This window comes from Puia sp. (assembly GCF_035546395.1).
Lineage (GTDB): Bacteria > Bacteroidota > Bacteroidia > Chitinophagales > Chitinophagaceae > Puia.
Map to the genome: position 1 here is coordinate 1102961 of NZ_DASZXR010000014.1, position 20484 is coordinate 1123444.

Annotated in this window: 21 protein-coding genes; 11 read left to right on the forward strand and 10 right to left on the reverse strand. The window is 56.0% G+C overall.

Features of this window, described 5'->3' with window-relative positions:
- Window positions 1-5: 5 nt before the first annotated feature.
- The 3 genes from VHE34_RS17370 to VHE34_RS17380 are packed head-to-tail and all read right to left on the reverse strand — an operon-like array spanning window position 6 to window position 3928.
- Entirely contained in the window at window positions 6-1325 is a 1320-nt protein-coding gene (locus VHE34_RS17370) for a HAMP domain-containing sensor histidine kinase (protein WP_325590120.1), read from the reverse strand.
- A gap of 6 nt (window positions 1326-1331) precedes the next feature.
- Window positions 1332-2015, reverse strand: coding sequence for a response regulator transcription factor (locus VHE34_RS17375; protein ID WP_325590121.1), 684 nt, complete (start codon window positions 2013-2015; stop codon window positions 1332-1334).
- A gap of 56 nt (window positions 2016-2071) precedes the next feature.
- Complete coding sequence (locus tag VHE34_RS17380; protein WP_325590122.1) at window positions 2072-3928, reverse strand: ABC transporter ATP-binding protein; 1857 nt, start codon at window positions 3926-3928, stop codon at window positions 2072-2074.
- Window positions 3929-3961: 33 nt separating this feature from the next.
- On the opposite strand from VHE34_RS17380, the gene VHE34_RS17385 reads away from it, so the two are divergent.
- The gene (locus tag VHE34_RS17385; RefSeq protein ID WP_325590123.1) at window positions 3962-4786 is read left to right on the forward strand and encodes a cupin domain-containing protein; all 825 of its coding nucleotides are present in this window, start codon (window positions 3962-3964) and stop codon (window positions 4784-4786) included.
- A 47-nt stretch (window positions 4787-4833) separates the two neighbouring features.
- On the forward strand, window positions 4834-5697 hold the full coding sequence (locus tag VHE34_RS17390) for an AraC family transcriptional regulator (protein WP_325590124.1): 864 nt from the start codon (window positions 4834-4836) through the stop codon (window positions 5695-5697).
- Here the strand turns inward: VHE34_RS17390 and VHE34_RS17395 are convergent.
- Window positions 5690-6505: a M48 family metallopeptidase gene (locus VHE34_RS17395; RefSeq protein WP_325590125.1), complete on the reverse strand. Its 816-nt coding sequence runs from the start codon at window positions 6503-6505 to the stop codon at window positions 5690-5692. The two genes, VHE34_RS17390 and VHE34_RS17395, sit on opposite strands and share 8 nt — an antisense overlap.
- Before the next feature lie 65 nt (window positions 6506-6570).
- Between VHE34_RS17395 and VHE34_RS17400 the strand changes: the two genes are divergently transcribed.
- Window positions 6571-7809, forward strand: coding sequence for a DUF2130 domain-containing protein (locus tag VHE34_RS17400; RefSeq protein ID WP_325590126.1), 1239 nt, complete (start codon window positions 6571-6573; stop codon window positions 7807-7809).
- Between the two features lie 16 nt (window positions 7810-7825).
- Here the strand turns inward: VHE34_RS17400 and VHE34_RS17405 are convergent, their stop codons facing one another.
- The gene (locus tag VHE34_RS17405; RefSeq protein ID WP_325590127.1) at window positions 7826-8491 is read right to left on the reverse strand and encodes a 4'-phosphopantetheinyl transferase family protein; all 666 of its coding nucleotides are present in this window, start codon (window positions 8489-8491) and stop codon (window positions 7826-7828) included.
- Between the two features lie 50 nt (window positions 8492-8541).
- Between VHE34_RS17405 and dcd the strand changes: the two genes are divergently transcribed.
- On the forward strand, window positions 8542-9078 hold the full coding sequence (gene dcd, locus VHE34_RS17410; protein WP_325590128.1) for a dCTP deaminase: 537 nt from the start codon (window positions 8542-8544) through the stop codon (window positions 9076-9078).
- 22 nt (window positions 9079-9100) lie between these two features.
- On the opposite strand, the gene VHE34_RS17415 is transcribed toward dcd, so the two are convergent.
- A complete protein-coding gene (locus tag VHE34_RS17415) occupies window positions 9101-10183 on the reverse strand; it encodes a DUF3810 domain-containing protein (protein ID WP_325590129.1) in 1083 nt (360 codons plus the stop codon).
- A gap of 26 nt (window positions 10184-10209) precedes the next feature.
- On the opposite strand from VHE34_RS17415, the gene VHE34_RS17420 reads away from it, so the two are divergent.
- Both VHE34_RS17420 and rnhA read left to right on the forward strand, forming a co-directional pair.
- Window positions 10210-11850 carry an acyl-CoA carboxylase subunit beta gene (locus VHE34_RS17420; protein WP_325590130.1) on the forward strand — a complete coding sequence of 547 codons (1641 nt, stop codon included), beginning with the start codon at window positions 10210-10212 and terminating at the stop codon, window positions 11848-11850.
- Between the two features lie 58 nt (window positions 11851-11908).
- Window positions 11909-12379 (forward strand): ribonuclease HI, encoded by a 471-nt coding sequence (rnhA, locus tag VHE34_RS17425; RefSeq protein WP_325590131.1) that lies wholly within the window; start codon window positions 11909-11911, stop codon window positions 12377-12379.
- Window positions 12380-12387: 8 nt separating this feature from the next.
- On the opposite strand, the gene manA is transcribed toward rnhA, so the two are convergent.
- Window positions 12388-13602, reverse strand: a complete 1215-nt coding sequence (gene manA, locus VHE34_RS17430; RefSeq protein WP_325590132.1) for a mannose-6-phosphate isomerase, class I — start codon at window positions 13600-13602, stop codon at window positions 12388-12390.
- A 28-nt stretch (window positions 13603-13630) separates the two neighbouring features.
- Here manA and VHE34_RS17435 point away from each other — a divergent pair, with 28 nt between their 5' ends.
- Window positions 13631-13987 (forward strand): YraN family protein, encoded by a 357-nt coding sequence (locus tag VHE34_RS17435; RefSeq protein ID WP_325590133.1) that lies wholly within the window; start codon window positions 13631-13633, stop codon window positions 13985-13987.
- Here VHE34_RS17435 and VHE34_RS17440 read toward each other — a convergent pair.
- Entirely contained in the window at window positions 13978-14487 is a 510-nt protein-coding gene (locus tag VHE34_RS17440; protein WP_325590134.1) for a YkgJ family cysteine cluster protein, read from the reverse strand. The two genes, VHE34_RS17435 and VHE34_RS17440, sit on opposite strands and share 10 nt — an antisense overlap.
- Window positions 14488-14559: 72 nt before the next feature.
- On the opposite strand from VHE34_RS17440, the gene xerD reads away from it, so the two are divergent.
- Genes xerD through VHE34_RS17460 form a run of 4 tightly spaced genes read left to right on the forward strand, consistent with a single transcriptional unit; the run spans window position 14560 to window position 18569 of the window.
- The gene (xerD, locus tag VHE34_RS17445) at window positions 14560-15459 is read left to right on the forward strand and encodes a site-specific tyrosine recombinase XerD (protein WP_325590135.1); all 900 of its coding nucleotides are present in this window, start codon (window positions 14560-14562) and stop codon (window positions 15457-15459) included.
- Between the two features lie 60 nt (window positions 15460-15519).
- Window positions 15520-16218: a sigma-70 family RNA polymerase sigma factor gene (locus VHE34_RS17450; protein WP_325590136.1), complete on the forward strand. Its 699-nt coding sequence runs from the start codon at window positions 15520-15522 to the stop codon at window positions 16216-16218.
- Window positions 16219-16226: 8 nt separating this feature from the next.
- Window positions 16227-17684 carry a carboxypeptidase-like regulatory domain-containing protein gene (locus tag VHE34_RS17455; protein ID WP_325590137.1) on the forward strand — a complete coding sequence of 486 codons (1458 nt, stop codon included), beginning with the start codon at window positions 16227-16229 and terminating at the stop codon, window positions 17682-17684.
- A 42-nt stretch (window positions 17685-17726) separates the two neighbouring features.
- Window positions 17727-18569 (forward strand): DUF2911 domain-containing protein, encoded by an 843-nt coding sequence (locus tag VHE34_RS17460; RefSeq protein ID WP_325590138.1) that lies wholly within the window; start codon window positions 17727-17729, stop codon window positions 18567-18569.
- A 35-nt stretch (window positions 18570-18604) separates the two neighbouring features.
- On the opposite strand, the gene VHE34_RS17465 is transcribed toward VHE34_RS17460, so the two are convergent.
- Both VHE34_RS17465 and VHE34_RS17470 read right to left on the reverse strand, forming a co-directional pair.
- Entirely contained in the window at window positions 18605-20332 is a 1728-nt protein-coding gene (locus VHE34_RS17465; RefSeq protein ID WP_325590139.1) for a sodium:solute symporter, read from the reverse strand.
- Window positions 20329-20460, reverse strand: coding sequence for a hypothetical protein (locus tag VHE34_RS17470; protein ID WP_325590140.1), 132 nt, complete (start codon window positions 20458-20460; stop codon window positions 20329-20331). Before VHE34_RS17470 ends, VHE34_RS17465 begins: the two co-directional genes overlap by 4 nt.
- Between the last annotated feature and the right edge of the window lie 24 nt (window positions 20461-20484).

Consider the following 20484-nt stretch of genomic DNA (forward strand, 5'->3'; position numbering starts at 1 on the left):
TCTTCTTAAGAATGTAAAGGGACCAAAAGATTTTGAAGCAATTTTGAAGCAGGAGCGCGGGGTAAAAAGCTGACGGCCAGCCCATGCAATCCCCCTTTATATTCATATACGATGTCGAATCCGCTCAGCTCGCAGATCTGCCGGACAATGGCCAGGCCGATCCCGATGGAATCGCCGGCGGCATTCCCCTTTTTGAACCGTTCGAAAAGCTCTGCCGTCGGCACCTGCGGCTCCCGCCCGGTATTGACGACGACAAGGCCTTCCCGGCCCAGGTTCACCCGGATAAACCCATTTCCAGTTACGTTATGCCGTATAGCATTGCTCACCAGGTTAGTGACCAGGAGATCGGCCAACGCCACATGCAATGGCACATATACGCCCTTTTCAATATGCATATCCAGCGCCAGGGCCTTCATTTGAATAAGTTCATCAAACGTATTCAACGTCTCCCGCACCACGTTGCTGATATCCACCGGCTCTTTGGCCACATATTCGTTATTCTCCAGTTTGGTCAGCAGCGTCAGCGAACTGTGGATGCGCGAGAGGCGCTCCAGCGCATTCTGCATTTCGGCGATAAGAATGGCCTGCTCGTCCCGGATATCCGACTCCATCAGCAGGTCCAGCTTGCCACGGATGATCGCCGTGGGTGTCTGCAGCTCATGCGAGGCATTCTCCGTAAACTCTTTCAGCGACTGGTAGTCTTCCTGCGCCTTCTCGGTCATCTTCTTCAAAAATTGATTCAACTCCATGAACTCCGAGGTCCGGGTCGATGGCAGGCGGATCGGTTCCCGTTGCTTAAGGTCGAAGGACTGGATCACCCGCATCGTCCGCTTGAAAGGCGCCAGGATATATTTCGAGATCAGCCCGCTCGAAATGACGACCACTACCAGCAGCACAAGCAGGATCCATTTGAAGCTATCCACCACGCCGGGCAGCAGCTGGTAAAAAGAAGGAATAAAGGAATACGTCGTGATCCGGTAATGCCGGCCGCCGATGACATAGAACGAGGTGACCATCAGCTTGAACTCGTCGCGCTGGAACTCGGGATTCCAGTCGATGCCGCGGGTAAAGTAAGAAGACACCCCCCTGGGCACGGAATCGGCAGGGATCACCGTTATAGTGGCCCGCTTCCTCGTAGGATGTTCGCGGTAGTCCCCACCCTGGCGGATCTGGTCGGCGATCAGGTCATTCAGTCCCTGGTGCCGGACCACCTCCACACCGCTGATCTTGGCCTGTATCTCATGGTACACGATAGCCCCGCCGATCAGCAGCACCACCAGCATAATGCCGAAATACCATAGCGTGAATTTTGTCGTTAGCTTCACTCTTGATTATTGTGAACGCGAATTGAATTTGTAGCCCAGCCCATAGACCGTACTAATATAATCCATCCCGCCCGCATTGCTGATCTTCCGGCGCAGGTTCTTGACGTGCTGGTAAACAAAATCAAAATTGGCCAAATTATCCGTATAGTCGCCCCATAGGTGCGCGGCGATGGCCTGCCGGGAAAGGACGCGGTTCTTGTTGACGATGAAGTAAAGGAGCAGATCGAATTCCTTTGGCGTAGTATCCAGCAGCGAACCGTTGATGCGTGCCTCGAAGGTATCCGTATTGAGGCTGATCTCGTTGAACTCCACGATGCTCGCCCCGCCCAGGTTCTTACGCCGGTAAACGGCCCGGATACGCGCATGCAGCTCGGCCAAATGAAAAGGTTTCGTGATATAGTCGTCCGCCCCCTTTTCCAACCCGATGATCTTATCGTCCAGCGCATTCTTGGCGGAGATGATCAGGACATTGCTGTCCTTATGTTCGGTGCGGATAAAGTTCAGCAGGCCGATGCCGCTGCCGTCCGGCAGGCCAATGTCCAGCAGGATGCAGTCATACTGGAACAGGGCCAGCTTCTCCCGGGCTTCCCCGAGCGTCTCACTGGACTCGCAGATATATCCTTCCCGGCCAAGGAATTCGCGGACGTTCCGGGCCAGCTCCTGGTTATCTTCGATAATGAGAACTTTCATCCCGCCAAAATTCGGATAAAATTTTGAAGCAACCTTGAAGCAGGCGGAGCCCCGCCCTATTTGTATCCCTGCGCCTGCAACTGGAACAATTCGGCATACCGGCCGCCGATCGCCAGCAGTTCCTCATGACTGCCCATCTCCAGCAATTGACCCTTATCCAGCACCAGGATACGGTCCGCCATCCGCACAGTGCTGAACCGATGGGAGATCAGCACGGCCGTCCGGCCCTTCGTCAGTTCGGAGAACCGCTGAAACACCTCGTACTCAGCTCTTGCGTCCAGTGCCGCCGTCGGCTCGTCGAGTATCAACAGCTGCGCATCCCGCATATAAGCCCTTGCCAGCGCTATCTTCTGCCATTCCCCCCCGGACAGCTCGACGCCCTGGCGGAATCTCCGGCCCAGTTCCTGGTCATAGCGGTTCGGCAGCCGGTCCGCAAGCAGGTTGGCAAGACTCAGCTCCGCCGCCGCCTCGATCAATGGCCTGTCCTCCTTGTGGGTGATATTTCCGACGGCGATGTTTTGCGCCACCGTCATCTGGTAACGCAGATAGTCCTGGAAAATGACCCCAATATTTTTTCTCAGCTCATCGGGATCATACTCCCGCAGGTCCACGCCGTCCAGCAGTATCCGCCCTTCCGTGGGATCATACAGCCGCGTAAGCAATTTGATCAGCGTTGTCTTGCCGGCGCCGTTCTCCCCCACGAGGGCAAGCCGTTCGCCGGGCCGCAAGGTGAAACTCAGATGCCGGTTGGCCCAACGCTCGGAATAGAGATATTTGAAGCCGACGTCCTCGAAACGAAACCCTTCGCGGATGGGACGGGGAAAAGGCGTCGGATGAGCTACCCGGACGATCCGCGGTTTTATCTCGAAGAACTCGAAAAGGTCCTGCAGGTAGATCGCCCCCTGCGATACGCTGGTAAATCGCGACAGGATGCCTTCCAGTAGCGACCGCAGCTGCCGGAAAGAGCCGGCCAGGAAGGTCAGATCGCCGATCGACAGTTTTCCATTGACGGCCTTGAAGATGATATAGACATAGGCGCTGTAATACCCCAGGCTTCCCAACAGGGAAAAGAAGGTCCCCCACGCAGATCGCTTCACGGCCAGGCTTCGGGCGTCGCGGTAGAATTTGTCCGAGAGTCCCTTGAACCGGTCGATGAGAAAACGGGAAAGACTGAACAGCTTCACCTCCTTTGCCGTTTCATCGCTGGCGCCCAGGTAGCGGAGATAATCGAGCTCCCGGCGTTCGGCGGTCTGCGCACGCATCAGCACATAGCTCCGGTCGTTGAAATAGGATTCCCCCAAAAATGCCGGCACCACGGCGATCAGCAGCAATACGATCAGCCAGGGATTGAAGGCCATCAGCCCCACCGCCAGGAAACCCATGCTGATCAGGTCCTGTACCTGCCCCAGCACCTGGGAAAGCAGCACCGTCCGGCCATTGGTCTGCTGCCTCGCCCGCTCCAGCTTATCGTAGAAGGTCGTATCCTCGAACTGATCCAAATCGAGGCTGGCGGCATGTTCCATGATCCGCACCGAGGTAAAATTGGCGAAGCGTTCACCCAACAGGCTATCCAACAGGGTGATCACCCGCATGAGAATGTCCGAGAACACGGCAAGCCCAAACTCCAGGGCAACCAATATCCAGAGATGGGAAAGACCCGCAGGTGCATGGGCCGCCGCCTGGATCCCGCCTTCACGCAGCAGCCGGACCACCTCATCGATGATCAGCTTCCCGATGTATAACGTGGAAACAGGAATGGCCGACCGGGCAATGCGCAACACCGCATTGGTAAGCATGATCCCCGGGCTTGTCTCCCAGACAAGAGAGAAGAACCGGGGCAGGTTGCGAAGCGCCTTGATCCGTTGCTTCCAGGTAAGCGGGTTCTCGGAAAGCGGAGTTCTTGCTTTGTTCATGTGCGGCTGTCGATAAATTTGTAAATTAACACAATGAAACCAATATTGTTGCCCCTTATCCTGATCGCCTCCGTCCTGCTTTCCCCAACCCGGACCATCGGCCAGATCACCGTGGGCGATACGCTCACCACCCAAACCGGCGCTCCCGACACCCTCACGGCAGCCGTGATCGAATGGGAAAGGACCAAACCCCGCGAAACAAAATACGGCGAGGCCCGCGACCTCCTCACAGGCGCCACCCGGGACCTCTCCTGGCTGGATATCCATGCACATACACTCTTTGCCGGAAAAACCTTTTCCACAGCGCCCAACGAAGCGGCGGACAACCTACTCATCGTCCGTGATGGCAGCATCACCGTGACCATCGGCGCCACGCATAAGGTGTTGGGCCCAGGCGGGATCGGGCTTTTTGCCGCCGGCGAAAGACCCGTCTTCGTCAATACCACGACGGCCAATGCCTCCTGTTACCTGCTGTCCTTCCGGGCAAAAGGCAAGGTCGATCACAACCGGGCAAAACAGGCAGGCGGACCGGTACTATTGGACTGGCCCGAGATGGTCATGAAAAAGACCGGCAAGGGCGAGAGCCGCCCAATCTTCAGCCGGCCAATTGCCTGGCTGCACAACATCGACATGCACGCAACCACCCTCGACCCCGGCCAGATCAGTCATCCGCAACACATGCACCGTAACGAAGAGATCATCCTGCTGCGAAGCGGCCATGTCCGGATGCACATCGCCGACGGCTATCGGAAAGCGGCCGGCGGAGACCTCGTTTTCCTGCCCTCCGGCGTTCCGCATGATCTGGAGAACGGCGACACGGGCCGCTGCGAATATTTTGCCCTGCAATGGGAGCCTTAACCCAGCTTTTTTAGCCGGAGCCCAATGGTTATTTTTGCATCTGAGCCATGAAGCCGAAATTATTGAAGGTACCCCGGACACCCGCCCATTCGTTCAGCGCCCGGGAAGACCGCGACCCGTTTATCAACAACCGCTGGCATTATCATGCCGAAGTGGAATTGATCGTATTTCACCAGGGCAGCGGTACGCAATTCGTAGGCGATCATATCAAACGGTTTCAGCCCGGGGACATCATCCTGGTGGGTTCCAACCTGCCGCACTACTGGCGTTATGATGATATCCACTTCGAGCAGGAAGGCACCGTCCATTCCACCGTCATCCATTTCTCCGAGAATTTCTGGGGCGACTCCTTTCTTTCCCTGCCGGAAACAAAGCCCATCCGCAACCTGCTGGAAAAGGCGCGGCGCGGTATTCTCGTCAGCGCCCGGGATGAGGAAGGCATTCCCACCCTTATCCGCAAGATCCATTCGGCGGAAGGCGTAGCCCGCATCATCGCACTGATGGAATGCCTCTCCGCCTTCGCGGCCTCCGACAGCTTACAAATGCTCTCCTCCATCGGGTTCCGTCCCGACTATTCCGAATCGGAGAACGACCGCATCAACGCGATCTACGATTACACCTTTCGCCATTTTACCGGCAAGATCTACCTCGGTGAGGTAGCCGCCGTCGCCGGCCTCGTTCCCAATTCCTTCTGCCGATATTTCAAATCCCGCACGGGTAAGACCTATACCCAATTCCTCACGGAGATCCGTGTGGGTCATGCCTGCAAATTGCTTCTTGACAACCGGATCAGTATCAAACAGCTCTGCTATGAGAGCGGGTTCAACAATTTCACCTGCTTCCACAAGAATTTCCGGCTCATCACCGGCAAGACCCCTCAATCCTATCAGAAGGAACACGGCATCAGTTAGGTTTCCCCTGGTTATAGTACGTCAGCGCCTCGGGCATCAACGCCTCCAGCTTCGCGATCCGGTCTTCATCCGCCGGGTGATCGCTCAACAACACGGGAGGCTTTGAACCACCCAACGCCGCCATCCGCTTCCAGAAGGGAACCGCCTCCCGCGGATCATATCCCGCCATCGCGGCGAAGATCAATCCGTAATGGTCCGCTTCGTACTCATATTTCCGCGAATAGGGCAACAGCACACCCACCTGCGCGGTCGGCGCATACACCTGGTTGAAGATATTCACCGTATTGGGATTGTTTCCCAGGGCGACGTCTCCAGCTACCTGGATGCCCTGGGCGAGCAGCTGGTTGCTCATCCTTTCCCGGCCATGACCTGCCACGGCATGAGTGATCTCGTGCCCCAGCACGATGGCAAGGGCCGTCTCGTTCTGGGTCACCGGCAATAACCCGGTATAGACCACGACCTTCCCACCCGGCATACACCAGGCATTCACCTCCTTGCTCTCCACCAGGTTGAACTCCCAGTTATACCCGCTCAGGACATTTGACGCCCCATGGTCGCTATAGTATTTCGTAATGGCATCGGCAATACGCCGGCCTACTCTTTTGACCATTGCCGCATTGGCATCCGTCGCGGGCGCAACGGCGTTGGTGGTGAGAAATTTCTTGTATTCCGTCAGGGCCATGCCCTGTACCTGGCTCTCCGAGACGAGGGCAAGCTGTTTACGCCCGGTGATGGGATTCCTGGCACAGGAAAATTCAGCAAATAGCAAGACGCCCGCCGCCGCGGCAGCGAAAAGGTATTTGTTCATAACGATTAGCTTTGTAAGCAATACAAAGGTACCCCTATCTTTGTTAAAATTTACCAGCGAATACTATGCCCACCGAAATAAAATGCCCCAATTGCGGTCACCAATTCCCCATGGAAGAAGCGGTCTCCGAAGAATATAAAAAAGAGCTTCGGGCACAGATGCAGAAGTTCATGCAGGACAAGGAGAAAGATTTCCAAAGGAAGCAGGATGAAAAGGAGAGAGAATACCAGAAGAAACAGGAAGAATTCGTCCGCCGCGAGCAGGAGCTCCGCAGCACGCTGGAAACAAACCTCCGCAAATCCATCGGCACAGACTATGAGAACAAGTTCCGGCTGCTGGAAAACGCCAATAAGGATAATGAAGAAAAACTGAAAGCAGCCCGGGAAAAAGAACTCCAATTCCTGAAAAAAGAACAGGAGCTGGTGAACAGGGAAGCCGAGCTGGAGCTTTCCATCCAACGCCGGCTGCAGGACGAAAGGAACAAGCTGTCAAAAGAGATCCGGGATATCGAGGAGCAGCGCATCGCCGCAAAGGAATCCGAATTCCAGCTGCGGCTCAAAGAAAAAGATAAGCAGCTCGAAGATCAGAAGGGCCTGATAGAAGAAATGCGACGCAAGGCCGAGCAAGGCTCCATGCAATTACAGGGCGAAGTGCAGGAATTGGCCCTCGAAGAACTGCTCCGTTCACGGTTCCCCTTCGACGAGATCGGCCCCGTAGCAAAAGGAGTGAGAGGCGCCGATTGCATCCAGACCGTGCGGAACAACTTCGGCCAGGAATGCGGGAAGATCATCTATGAGAGCAAACGGACCCAATCCTTCTCACAGGACTGGGTGGAGAAACTCAAGACGGATATGCGCAGCCAGGGTGCAATGGTCGCCGTCATCGTCACCCAGGCCATGCCGAAGGACCTCGACCGGTTCGGCGAGATCAACGGGGTTTGGGTCTGCACCTTCGCAGAAGTGAAAGCCCTCTCGCATGTCCTGCGGGACGGGATCATCCGCGTGTTCAACGCCGCCAGATCGCAGGAGAACAAAGGCGATAAGATGCATATGCTCTACGACTACCTCACCAGCACCGAGTTCAGCGAACAATGGAAAGCGATCCGCGAAGGGTTCCTGTCCATGAAACAATCCATCCAGAAAGAACGGGATATGATGGAACGCCTCTGGAAAGCCCGGGAGAAACAGCTGGAAAAAGTGCTCCTCAATGCCGCACACGTCCGCGGATCCATCGAAGGCATCGCCGGAAAGGACGCCATCGACGTCCAACTGCTGGACGACGCAGACGACCTGCTCGACGAATAGTCGGCGCAAGCGCCGGCTAGGTCAATACCCACGCAAGCGTAAGGGAATGCTCCTCGAAGATACGCCCCTCCACCGTGAGATGTATCTTCCTGCCTTTTGCGAAGACAAAGGGTAGCTTGATCCAGTCTCCGTCGAGATTAAGGCTTCCCTCCAGCTTCATATGCCTTCGGAAATCCAGCTCGCCGCGGCCATACCACTTGAAAATGGCTTCCTTCGCATTCCAGATCAGTGTCAGAAACTCCTGGAAGACTCGGCCCCGCAACCCCCATTGTTCAAGGAACTGGGCATAGTCGTCATTGAAGAAATGGATCTCCTCGTCATCCAGGAACTTATGAGCCACCCGCTCGATACGGGGAGTGATCAGCTCGATGTCGACTCCCACGCGGCTGTTGGCGCTGACGATCGCCGCGGCATAGCTCCCGCAATGCGAGATGGAGAAATGATACCGGTCCCCGGCAAGATAGGGCTGACGGGTGTCGGCGATCCGGATCTCCTGCAGGGGAAAATCAGGAAAGAGATAGGCAAGCAGGTATCGCCCGGCCAGATGCTGCAGACGCTTGAAAGGATGCGAAACATCGCGCTTCAAGGGCACTTTCTCCAGAAAAAAGGATTCCGGTTCTTCTATACGCCAAATCCCTAGCTTTGTATCCTGGTTGATATTATGTTGATAAAACAGGGCCATCTATAAAATTATATTCACATATTCGCGGAGCAAACATAACCAATTTCGACATGATCCTATCCGATACTCGCATACTCGAAGAGATAGAAAAAGGAACAATAAAGATCAACCCTTATGACAGGGGTTGCCTGGGCAGCAATTCGTATGACGTGCATCTCGGCAAGTGGCTGGCCACCTACCGGGAACATATCCTGGATGCAAAAAAACACAACGAGATCGAATATTTCGAGATCCCGGAAGAAGGGTTCGTGTTGTATCCACACATCTTTTACCTCGGCGTCACCCTTGAATACACGGAGACGCACGCGCATGTTCCCTTCCTGGAAGGCAAGTCCTCCACGGGGCGGCTGGGGATCGACATCCACGCCACGGCCGGCAAAGGCGACGTAGGCTTTTGCGGCAACTGGACCCTCGAGATCTCCGTCAAGCAGCCGGTTAAAGTGTATAAGGGAATGCCCGTAGGACAGCTGATCTATTTTCCGGTGGAAGGCGAGATCATGGTGAAATACAACCAGAAGAAGAACGCCAAGTACAACAGCCAGCCCGACAAGCCGATCGAGAGCATGATGTGGAAGAACAACTTCTGACACCCTGCCCTGCGGCCTCCGGCTAGATGCTCTCCCAGCCCACTTTCTCCGCATAGGCGATAAGCCAGGCCGTTACCTCCGTATAGGTGACGATTCCTTTTGGCTGTCGGTTTGCGCGCAGATAACCCCCATAGAGCTGCCAGACGCGGGCCTCCAGCGGATTGGCATATTTCCGGGAAAAAGCCTTGAGGTCGCGGTAATCCTGGCGGATCGCCGGGTGCAGCTCCTTCACCTGCTCCTTTACGAATGAAGAGTCCCGCGAGAACATCTCCGCCGTCGCATACATCCACAGATCGAAGTAGGCCGAATAACGGAAAGCGGCATCGGGCGATATCCTTGCCGACAGGTAACCGGCGAAATTCGCTTCATTCTCCCGCGCATAACCCAACTGGTGGCCTATCTCGTGACAAGTGGTATACGGCTGGGTGAACGGCAGCTGACAGGTGTTTACCTGCGCTTCGCCGGTGAAGGGATTATAATAACCTCCATATCCGATATAAAGCCCGACATAGCTGAAGAGCGAGGCTTTCACGGAAGGAAAAGGATAGCCGAACCGGTCGTCGCCCCGGTTCAGATCCTGGTAGGCCGCGATCGCACCCGAGAAAAGGGACCGCTGATGATCCAGTTCCGGGCGCTTCAGCCGCGCCAGGCTGTCCGTTTCGTTCAACCTTTTGATCAGGGCGATCGTCAGCATTTTCAGCTCGTCCGTGGTATAAGGATGGACCTTCAGCCGCAATTGATAGGCGATCCCCTTCCGGTCATAGTTGAGCCCCCACAATCCATTGAACAGGACATAGACCCATAGACAGACAAAAACGGTTCGGCGGATAAACGAAAAGAACCAGGCCCGGCCGGCTTCCCGCCGGACAAAGGTCCGGATCGTCCGCACCAGCGCGACGAGCAGCCAGATACCCATTGCCAGGTACAGCAGGTCGCCAATGCTGAATGGCAGCCAGCCGAAAAGCATCCGCTGCAACCGCGATATGAAAAGATAGGCGCCCATGGAATAATATCGTTCCACGGCCGCCGGGAAGAAAGACAACAATTTGATGCCGGCGGCAAGCACGACCAGGCATATCCATGTTATTTTGCGTCGGACGGACATACCGCTAAAATATTCTAAATTTGGCTATGAACGCGGAAACCCTGGATTTTAACAAGAACGAAGATGCGATGCGCCAGGCCCTCGGCCAGCTGAGACAAAGACTCGAAAAAATAGCGCTTGGCGGAGGCAAAAAAGCCATAGAAAAGCAAAGGGAAAAGAACAAGCTAACCCCGCATGAGCGTATCCGCTATCTGCTGGACGAAGCCTCGTCGTTCATCGAATTGGGCGCCTTTGCCGGCTATGAGATGTATGAAGATCAGGGTGGCTGTCCCGCGGGTGGGACCGTGGCAGGACTCGGCTATGTCAGCGGCCGGCAATGCATCATCCTTGCCAACGACCAGACGGTAAAGGCCGGCGCCTGGTTTCCCATCACCGGCAAAAAAAATCTGCGGCTACAGGAGATCGCCATGGAAAATCATCTTCCGGTGATCTACCTCGTGGACAGCGCCGGCGTCTTCCTGCCCATGCAGGACGAGATCTTTCCCGATAAAGAACATTTTGGCCGCATCTTCCGGAACAACGCGCGGATGAGCGCGATGGGCATCACCCAGATCGCCGCCGTCTTCGGTCCCTGCGTGGCCGGCGGCGCCTACCTGCCGATCATGAGCGACGAGACCCTGATGGTCGAAGGCAACGGCTCGATCTTCCTGGCAGGCCCCTACCTCGTAAAAGCCGCCATCGGCGAAGACGTCGACGCCGAGACCCTGGGCGGCGCCGTTACTCATACGGAAATATCCGGTATAGCGGACTACAAGTTCAACACCGAAAAAGAATGTCTCGACCAGGTGAAACATATCCTGTCCCGGCTCGGACATCCCGCCGGAACGCCCATCTACGATCGTATCCAACCCACACCGCCTCAATATCCCGCCGAAGAGCTCTATGGGATCCTCCCCGCGGACGCCACCAGGTCCTATGACATGGTCGATATCATCAAACGGATCGTCGATGGCGGCAGCTTCGAGCCCTTCAAAGAAGACTATGGCAAGACCATTCTCTGCGGCTATGCGCGGATCGAAGGCTGGGCCGTCGGCATCGTCGCCAATCAACGGAAAATGGTCAAGACAAAAAAGGGTGAGATGCAGATGGGTGGCGTGATCTACAATGACAGCGCCGACAAGGCCGCGCGCTTCATCATGAATTGCAATCAGAAGAAGATACCCTTGGTATTCCTGCAGGACGTAACCGGATTCATGGTCGGCTCCCGCAGCGAACAGGCCGGCATCATCAAGGATGGGGCAAAAATGGTCAACGCCGTCGCCAACTCCGTCGTCCCGAAGATCACGATCATCATCGGCAACTCCTACGGCGCCGGCAATTACGCCATGTGCGGCAAAGCCTATGATCCGCGGTTCATCTATGCCTGGCCTACGGCACGCATCGCCGTTATGGGCGGCGACCAGGCCGCAAAGACCCTGCTGCAGATCCAGGTAGGCGCCCTGAAGGCAAAAGGTCAGGACATCGATCCCGCTGAAGAGAAAAAGCTGCTCGAGGAGATAAAAGGTCGTTACGACCGCCAAACTTCACCGTATTATGCCGCCGCGCGGCTATGGGTGGACGCCATCATCGACCCCGTGAATACCCGCCGCGTCATCGCCGAAGGATTGAATGCAGCCGCGCACAACCGCGAGCTGCCGGAATTCAGGACCGGGGTTTTCCAGGTGTGAGCCCGCCGGAACCGCCCTATTTTTTTGACAGGGCATTTCTGGCCCATATATTTGCCGCATGAGCAACGAACTGGTCATGTACACAGACGGCGCCTCGAGAGGCAATCCCGGCCCCGGCGGCTATGGCGCCATCCTTTTCTGGGGCGATCACCGAAAAGAGCTTTCCCAGGGCTACCGCTACACCACCAACAACCGCATGGAGCTGATGGCCGTTATCGCCGGTCTCGAAGCACTCAAAAAAGGGGGCCTGAAGATCACCATCTACTCCGACAGCCAATATGTCGTCAAAGCCTGGGAACAAGGCTGGCTCAAGAACTGGATCGCCACCGACTTCAAAGGCGGAAAAAAGAACAAAGACCTCTGGCTGCATTTCTACGAACTCGCAAAAAAAAATACCATCCGCTTCGTCTGGGTCAGAGGCCATGCCGACAATCCCTACAACAACCGCTGCGACCAACTCGCCACCGCAGCGGCGGATAAAGGTCCCCTGCATGTCGATAAAGTCTTTGAAGAAGAATCGGGCCGGTAAGGGCGCCGTCATAATGCCCCAGCCGGCACCGCAGCCCGAAATATCACCGTATCCTCCTGCGCATTCAGCTCGAACTTCGCCTGGTGAAACGCAAGGAACGCATCCCCTGCCTTCCGGCTGAAAGGCTCCGCCTCCACCTCGATCACTCCCGTCTTTCCCTCCATCACGATAAAGATCTCCGCCGAATGCGCCCGGATCGTCAGTATCTCCCCCTTCAGCAGGCTGATCTTGCTCAGCTCGAAATCCGGCGCCGGCGTATGGAACACCGCAATACGCCCGGGACCATATTCCTCCGGCACGATCCGCGGATTCGTCTCCTCGAACCGCACATGCTTCAGCAACTCCGCGACATCGACATGCTTCGGCGTCAGCCCGCCACGCAGCACATTATCCGAATTCGCCATGATCTCGACATTCTGTCCCTCCAGGTAGGCATGCGGCAACCCCGCATCCTGGAAGATCGCCTCTCCCGGATGCAGGTTCAACAGGTTGAAAAAATAGATCGAAAAGATGCCCCGGTCGATCTTCCCCGGCTGATCATAGGTCAGCGCGGCGCGCGCAGCCCAGAAATCTTCATGATGCCGCTTCAACAGGCCCTCCTTATAGGCCGGCACGATCCGGTCCAACAGCGGCTGCAACACCCGGTTCACTTCCGGCTGTGGCATCTCCATGACGGTCCTATATAGCTCCTGATACCCCTTTTTCCCGAACAACGGCGCCAGAAAGGCCAACTCGGGCGAGGCGCCAAGGGTCTCCAATAAAGGTTCCGCCGGCTTGAACCCATGCAGCAGCCAGAACTCGCTCAGCGCCACCATCAGCTCCGGCTTATGATTGTCATCCTTGTAGTTCCGCTCCGGCGCATCCCGCGCAATACCCCGCTTGTTCTCAGCCGCAAACTCCAGCTCCGCGTTTCGTTTGGTAGGATGCACCTGGATGGACAACATATCTTTTACATCCAAAATCTTAAGCAAATAGGGAAGCCGGCCGAACCGGTCAGCCGTATACGCGCCAAGCGTATCCCGGGGATCACGACGAATATACTCACTCAAGCTCATCCCCTCCAGGTCCGCCGGCGCCGAGTCATGCGCCCCCATCCAATATTCCGCAAAAGGCCGGCCATCCGGGTTAGGTAGGTTCAACAACTGCGGCAGATATGCCGATCCGCCCCATGCATAATGCTGAACTTTCCCTTGTAATTTGAAAACTTTCCGATCTTTTTTCATGTTGTAAACATACCAAATATCGTTCACAATGTTATCGAAGACAGAAGTGGGAACCGGCGGGGAAAAACTGGCGGCGCAATGGCTGACCAAACAAGGATTCACGATCCTCCTGCGCAATTTCCGTCACGGCCGTTATGAAGTGGATATCATCGCAGGCCGCGACTCCGTCCTGCATTTCATCGAGGTCAAATGCCGGCGAAGCACCACCTATGGCCATCCCGAAGAAAGCGTCAGCCGGAAAAAACTGGAACATATCCTGCAGGGCGGCGCAGGATGGTTGCTGCGATGGCCCGGGTATCGCCGCGTGCAATATGATGTGCTGGCCATTACGCTGCGACATCCCACTCCCCCGGAATATCTCCTTTTCGAAGACGTTTATTTGTGACTGTTGAGCTTCTCCATCACCGTCTCCACCAGCCGGTAGGTTGCGGGACAATACTCGATGTTCTGCTTATACATATGCATGTAGTCCGCGTTCATCCGCTTCTTAACATGGTGCGGGAAGCCGGCGCAGTCACGCGGCCGGACGGCATAGATATCGCACATGTTGGTCCTGAGATCAAGGAATTGACAAGGCTGCTTCACATTCATCCAGTCGCCGGTCTTATCCTTATACAGCCACTTTTCCTTGAACGCCTTAGCCGTCATCCCCAGATGGGCGGAGATCCGGCGGATGTCCTCGGGGGTATAGGTCGGCGACATCGTCTTGCAACAGTTGGCGCAATCCAGGCAATCGGTCTTTCCCCAAACCTCCTGGTTCGCCTCGATCTCCAAGGCATGAAATCCCTTCGGCCGCTTCTTCTCCAGTTTGGTCAGGAATCGTTTCATCCGTCCCTTATTATGATTGACCACCTGTCTGAACGAACGTAAATTGACTGTTGCCATAGCCTGCAAATATAGGATTCTATTGTATTCGCACATCTGCCGCGAAACGCAAAAATCCCATATCTTCGGCCCATGTGGGAGCCCTATAAAAAAGGCTATAAGGCCTGGCTGCAGCTGGAGCGATCGCTCGCCGACAACTCGATCGAAGCCTATCTCCGGGACATCGACAAGCTGACCCAATATTTGCAGGCTGCCGGCACACTCAAGCCCCCCGACGCAGTCGAGCTCAAAGACCTTCAGCAGTTCCTTCAATCCATCGCCGGACTTGGACTGAATGCCGCCTCCCAGGCCCGCATCCTCTCCGGTATCCGATCGTTCTACAAATACTGCTTCATCGAGCAGATCGTCCGCAAAGACCCCACCGCCCTCCTCGAGTCCCCGAAGCAAAGACGCGCCCTGCCCGATGTCCTTGCCTTCGACGAAATAGAAGCCCTCATCGGCGGGATCGATCTCAGCAAACCCGAAGGCGGCCGCAACAAGGCGATCCTCGAAACAATGTACAGCTGCGGACTCCGCGTCAGCGAAGTAGTCGGGCTCCGGCTCTCCTGCCTCTACCTGGACGTAGGGTATATCCGCGTCATCGGCAAAGGCGATAAGGAACGGCTCGTCCCCATCGGGGAATCGGCGACAAAATATATCCGCATCTATCAGCAGGAGATCCGCCCCCATGTTCCGATAAAGACCGGCAATGAAGATATCCTGTTCCTCAACCGGCGCGGCAGCAAGCTGACCCGCGTGATGATCTTCCTCATCATCCGAGATCTCGCCCGCCAGACGGGGATCACCAAGAATATCTCGCCCCACACGTTCCGCCATTCCTTCGCCACCCACCTCGTCGAAGGCGGCGCTGACCTGCGCGCCGTCCAGGAAATGCTCGGCCATGAAAGCATTACGACGACCGAGATCTATACCCACCTCGACCGCGAATATCTGCGGGAAACCCTACATCGCTACCACCCTGCCTTTCGCTGACGGTCTGGAAGGCCGTCCAAGACATTGGCGCTTTACAAAGAATGCGCTAATTTTAGCGCATTGCCAGAACGCAATTTGACTCGCCAAAAGAACATACCGCTCGAACCCGCCCCCTCCGATGGCGCCGGCGACCAGGAACTGATCGCCGCCTACCGGCAATCCTCCGACCTCGCCGTCGTCGCACAGCTGTTCGAACGCTATCTTCAACTGCTGTACGGCGTATGCCTGAAATACCTGTCGGAGCCGGAAACAGCAAAGGACGCCGTCATGGACATCTTCGAAGAGCTGGCCCGCCAGCTCCTCAGACATGAGGTCGGGAATTTTAGGGGCTGGCTCTATACTCTGGCTAAGAACCACTGCCTGATGAAGTTACGCTCGGCAGGCCGGACCCGGTTCCAATCCTATGACCCGGAACATATGCAAACGGCCGAAGAATTGCATCTGAAGGACAAGATCGAGCAGGAGGAGCAATTCGAGCAGCTGTCAAAATGCATCGAGGCGCTGGTCACCGACCAGAGGACGGTCATCCAGCTCTTCTACCTGCAAAACAAATGTTATAAAGAGATCGAGACCCTCACCGGCATGGAATGGAATAAGGTGCGCAGCCATGTCCAGAACGGCCGGCGGAATCTTAAAATATGTATGCAACGGCAGGAGACCGGCAAGGCCCCTGCAATGCAGAGGCCGCCGGAGGCCCCCGGAACCGATGAAGACCGAGCCTGGACCCGGGGACGATGGTCAGGCGAAGCTCAAACCTAAGGACAGACATGAATGTGCACGTAATGGATAACACCAGCAACCATAACAAATCCTGGTCCGATGCCGAAATCCGGATGTACCGCAACGGGGACCTTTCCCCGCGGGAGCGGCATGACCTCGAGCGGGCTGCGCTGGACGATCCCTTCCTGGCCGACGCTCTCGAAGGTTGGGCCACCCTGCCGCCGGGGGATACCGGGCTCGACGATCTCCGGTCCCGGATAGCGACCCGCGTGAAAGAAAACGAACGCCATCCTCCGGTCGCCTGGTTCCGCCGCCCCGCCCTGCAAGTCGCGGCGATCGTCATCGGCCTGGCGGGTATTGGGCTGACCGTGTTTTATTCCAGCCTCAACCACCGCCGGCCCCAGGAAAATTCCGGGCTGGCAAAGACCGTCACCGCTCCGGCAACTCCCGCCAGCGCGCCGCAACCCCCACCGGCCGACCATTTTGACCAAACCGCGCCGGCCACCGCCGACAGTACCGCCCTAAAGATCCATCCCGATGAATCGCTCTCGGACGCGTTGGTTGCGAAGGCGGGCAAAGACGTCATTGTGAGTCGGCGGACGAACGCAGAAAAGAAAGCCAAAGCCGAAATGACGGTTCAAAATTCGGCAACCTCCGATTCAGCCCTCTTCCGCGATATCGCATCGGCCCCTCCCCCATCCAAAGCAGAGCTCCCACCACCGGCCGAACGCGTCACCAAAGATCTTCGGGCAGTTCCTGCGCAAGACGACCGGGCCGCGTTTCTGCGGACAGCGGCGGATTCCTTACAGTTCAACGCCGATCGCAAGGCAGCGACACCGCAAGCCTTCTATAAATTTGCGCCGCCCGCCACTGCTCAGCCATCCTTCCTCGTCCTCTCAGGTCGTGTCACCGATAACAATCATCGCCCCCTCGCAGGCGCATCCGTCTTTCTGAACAATGCCCCCAAAACGATAACGACTACCGACGCCTCGGGATATTTCAATTTCCGCATCCGGCCCCGGGACACCATCCAGCAAATGGCAGTGGCCCTCGTCGGGTATAAACAAACCCTCGTACCACTCAATAACAACGCCCTGATCAATAATGTCATCCAGCTGGATGAGGCAAAAGCCGGTCTGAATGAAGTCGTAGTCACAGGCTACGGCGCACAACGTAAGGAGACCTTCACCGCCGCTCCCTCGGACGCCGGCAAAGAACGGCTGGACTCATCCTGGTTGAAAGTAGCCCCGGTCATCGGCAACCTCGCCTATCAACAATATCTCGATACAGCCAAACGATCGCTGAAACTCGACCCCACGATCTTCGGGACGGAACGCATCTCCTTCCAGGTGGATCAAAAAGGACAGATCACGGAATTCAAGATCGAACACTCCCTCTCCCCGGCCCACGATGCCGGCGTGATCCAACTGATCAATACCGGTCCATCCTGGCATTTGCTTCATGGAAGAAAAGGACGAGCGGTGGTAAGCGTCAACTTCCCCTGATCCATTTTTACCTACCTTTAGCCCCTCAAAAACCACCACTACATGCACAAGTTATTCGTTTGTCTTGTCCTTACAGCCTGCCTGTACCAGAGCTCCCTGGCCCAATCCATCACCACACCTGCGCCGTCGTCCCATCAAACCGTAAAACAGGAACTCGGTCTTTCGTCCATCGAACTGACCTATTCCCGTCCCGGAGTTAAAGGCCGCAAGATCTTCGGCGACCTGGTGCCTTTTGGAAAGGTCTGGCGCACCGGCGCAAACCAGGCCACAACGGTTACCTTCGGTGACGCGGTCACTATCGGCGGCGCCAAGATCCCAGCCGGGAAATATGGCCTGCTGACCATCCCCGGCGCCGGCGAATGGACCTTTATCATCACCCACCAGCTGGATGTCACCAACCCCGCCGCCTACAAAGCAGACCAGGACGTGGTCCGGGTAACGGCCAAGCCGGTCGAGCTGCCCTTCCCGATCGAAACTTTCTCCATCCTCTTTGCCAATGTCACCGCAAACTCCTGCGACCTGCAGCTGATCTGGGATAACACCGTGGTCAGCCTGCCGATAACGACCGACATCGACACAAAGATCATGGCCCAGATCGACAACGCCATGACCAGGGACAATCACCCCTATTTTACGGCGGCGGAATACTATCTCGACAACGGGAAAGATCTGAATAAAGCCCTCGAATGGTTTGACAAGGCCATCGCACAGGATCCTTCTCCCGGCGGTTCCTTCTTCATCGTCTATCAGAAAGCCCGCTGCCTCGCTAAGATGGGCAAAAAAGCCGAAGCAAAAGCTACCGCGCAAAAAGGCATCGAACTGGCCAAACAGGTCAACAACGCCGACTATGTCGCACTCAACGAAAAGCTCATAGCCACTCTCTAAAACAAAAAAAAAGGGGGGCGCCGGCCCCCCTTTTCTCACTTCTTCTTCATCACCCCCTGCAGCACCTCGCTCAACAGCACCACACCCGCAGCGCCGATGAGGTTGAACCATAGGAAACCCAGCGGCACGATGCCTTTCCGGCCCAGGATATTGAGAACGACGATCCCGATCTCGACGACGATAGCACTGATGAATACCGGCCAGCCACCCACCTTCGGACGGTAAAAGGCCACGAGAAAGATCCCAAGGATCACCCCATAAAAAAGAGATCCCAGCACATTCACCGCCTCGATGAGGCTGTTGCCGAGATTATTGACGAGCAGGGCCGATCCCACGCAAAAGATCCCCCAGAAAAAGGTATACAGCTGCGATAGCCGGTATTCCCGGTGTGGCGGTAGCGTCTTTTTCGAATACCGTTTGTGAAAATCGACGATGATACACGAAGCCAGGGAATTGAGCGTGGCGGCAATGGAACCCCAGGCGGCTAAAAAGATCACGGCGATGAGCAATCCGACAAGCCCCTTTGGCAGATAGTCGGTGACGAATCTCAAAAAGATATAGTTGGTATCGTTCGATTCGCCACCTACGGACGGGTCACTCAGCCAACGGCGGATGGTGGCCTTATAACCCGCCTTCTCCTTCTCCAGCGCCTCGGTCTGCTGCGACAGCAGGGAAGGATCTACGATGGCCGATGGGGAGCCGGCCGATCCGGGGCTGCGCATGGACATCAGGTTCAGCCGCTGATTCTCCGCATTCTCATACTTACCGTTCACGATCGCCAGCGAGTCCTTATACTTCGAATGCGCCAGCAGATCCACCTGTGACTTATTGAAGAAAACAGGTTCATGATTGTACTGATAAAAAGCAAAGACCATCACACCCAGCAAAAGGATCAGGAACTGCATGGGCACCTTGACAAGCCCGTTCATCAACAGGCCAAGCCGGCTCTCGGTCAGGCTCCGCGCAGTAAGATACCGGCCAACCTGGGACTGATCGGTACCGAAATACGAGAGGGCGAGAAAGAACCCGCCGATGATCCCGCTAAGCAGGTTGTACCGGTCGCTCCAGTCGAAGCCGCCACCCTGCCGGACTCCCGTCGTGATGATATTCAGTTTGCCCGCCTTACCGCCGATATGCAGGATCTCGGTCAAACCTACCCCTTCCGGCAGCCGGTGAACGACCAGGTAACCGGCGATGGTCAACCCGCCAAAGATGATGATCATCTGCAGCTGCTGCGTATAGGCCACGGCCTTGGCGCCGCCGCTGACGGTATAAATGATCAGCAGCCCCCCCATAAAGATGTTCGTCCAGACAATGTCCCAGCCCAGCAGGGAGGAGAGGATGATTGAGGGAGCGGAGATACTGATCCCCGTGCTAAGCGCCCGCTGCAGCAGGAAAAGAGAGGAGGTGAGGGTGCGGGTCTTTAGATCGAACCGTTGTTCGAGATATTCATAGGCCGTGTAGACCTTAAGCCGGTGAAAGACGGGAACAAAGCTGATACAAAGCACCACCATCGCCAGCGGTAATCCGAAGTAATATTGGACAAACCGCATCCCATCGGTATAGGCCTGACCCGGAGCCGAGAGAAAGGTCACGGCGCTGGCCTGGGTTCCCATGATGCCCAGCAGCACCATATACCAGGGCACCATCCGGTTGGACAGGAAATAACCATCCAGATCCTTGGTAGTACGGCCTTTGTACAATCCATAGGCAATGGTCCCAAGCAATGTCAGCGCCAATACTATCCAGTCAGGCCGGCTCATGAAAAGAATTTGGTCAGCCAATAAAATACGGCGATACAAACCACGAGAAAGCCGATCACCAACCGATACCAGCCGCTCCAACTCTTGAAAAGCGGTGTCTTCTCCTCGTCTGAATTATTAGCGGTCATTTGTGATCATTTGCGATTGTTATT

Excerpts from the sequence above, each read along its gene's own strand:
- VHE34_RS17375 (WP_325590121.1), bottom strand. The coding sequence starts at position 2,015 with ATGAAAGTTCTCATTATCGAAGATAACCAGGAGCTGGCCCGGAACGTC.
- VHE34_RS17380 (WP_325590122.1), bottom strand. The coding sequence starts at position 3,928 with ATGAACAAAGCAAGAACTCCGCTTTCCGAGAACCCGCTTACCTGGAAG.
- VHE34_RS17385 (WP_325590123.1), top strand. The coding sequence starts at position 3,962 with ATGAAACCAATATTGTTGCCCCTTATCCTGATCGCCTCCGTCCTGCTT.
- VHE34_RS17390 (WP_325590124.1), top strand. The coding sequence starts at position 4,834 with ATGAAGCCGAAATTATTGAAGGTACCCCGGACACCCGCCCATTCGTTC.
- VHE34_RS17395 (WP_325590125.1), bottom strand. The coding sequence starts at position 6,505 with ATGAACAAATACCTTTTCGCTGCCGCGGCGGCGGGCGTCTTGCTATTT.
- VHE34_RS17400 (WP_325590126.1), top strand. The coding sequence starts at position 6,571 with ATGCCCACCGAAATAAAATGCCCCAATTGCGGTCACCAATTCCCCATG.
- VHE34_RS17405 (WP_325590127.1), bottom strand. The coding sequence starts at position 8,491 with ATGGCCCTGTTTTATCAACATAATATCAACCAGGATACAAAGCTAGGG.
- dcd (WP_325590128.1), top strand. The coding sequence starts at position 8,542 with ATGATCCTATCCGATACTCGCATACTCGAAGAGATAGAAAAAGGAACA.
- VHE34_RS17415 (WP_325590129.1), bottom strand. The coding sequence starts at position 10,183 with ATGTCCGTCCGACGCAAAATAACATGGATATGCCTGGTCGTGCTTGCC.
- VHE34_RS17420 (WP_325590130.1), top strand. The coding sequence starts at position 10,210 with ATGAACGCGGAAACCCTGGATTTTAACAAGAACGAAGATGCGATGCGC.
- rnhA (WP_325590131.1), top strand. The coding sequence starts at position 11,909 with ATGAGCAACGAACTGGTCATGTACACAGACGGCGCCTCGAGAGGCAAT.
- manA (WP_325590132.1), bottom strand. The coding sequence starts at position 13,602 with ATGAAAAAAGATCGGAAAGTTTTCAAATTACAAGGGAAAGTTCAGCAT.
- VHE34_RS17435 (WP_325590133.1), top strand. The coding sequence starts at position 13,631 with ATGTTATCGAAGACAGAAGTGGGAACCGGCGGGGAAAAACTGGCGGCG.
- VHE34_RS17440 (WP_325590134.1), bottom strand. The coding sequence starts at position 14,487 with ATGGCAACAGTCAATTTACGTTCGTTCAGACAGGTGGTCAATCATAAT.
- xerD (WP_325590135.1), top strand. The coding sequence starts at position 14,560 with ATGTGGGAGCCCTATAAAAAAGGCTATAAGGCCTGGCTGCAGCTGGAG.
- VHE34_RS17455 (WP_325590137.1), top strand. The coding sequence starts at position 16,227 with ATGAATGTGCACGTAATGGATAACACCAGCAACCATAACAAATCCTGG.
- VHE34_RS17460 (WP_325590138.1), top strand. The coding sequence starts at position 17,727 with ATGCACAAGTTATTCGTTTGTCTTGTCCTTACAGCCTGCCTGTACCAG.
- VHE34_RS17465 (WP_325590139.1), bottom strand. The coding sequence starts at position 20,332 with ATGAGCCGGCCTGACTGGATAGTATTGGCGCTGACATTGCTTGGGACC.
- VHE34_RS17470 (WP_325590140.1), bottom strand. The coding sequence starts at position 20,460 with ATGACCGCTAATAATTCAGACGAGGAGAAGACACCGCTTTTCAAGAGT.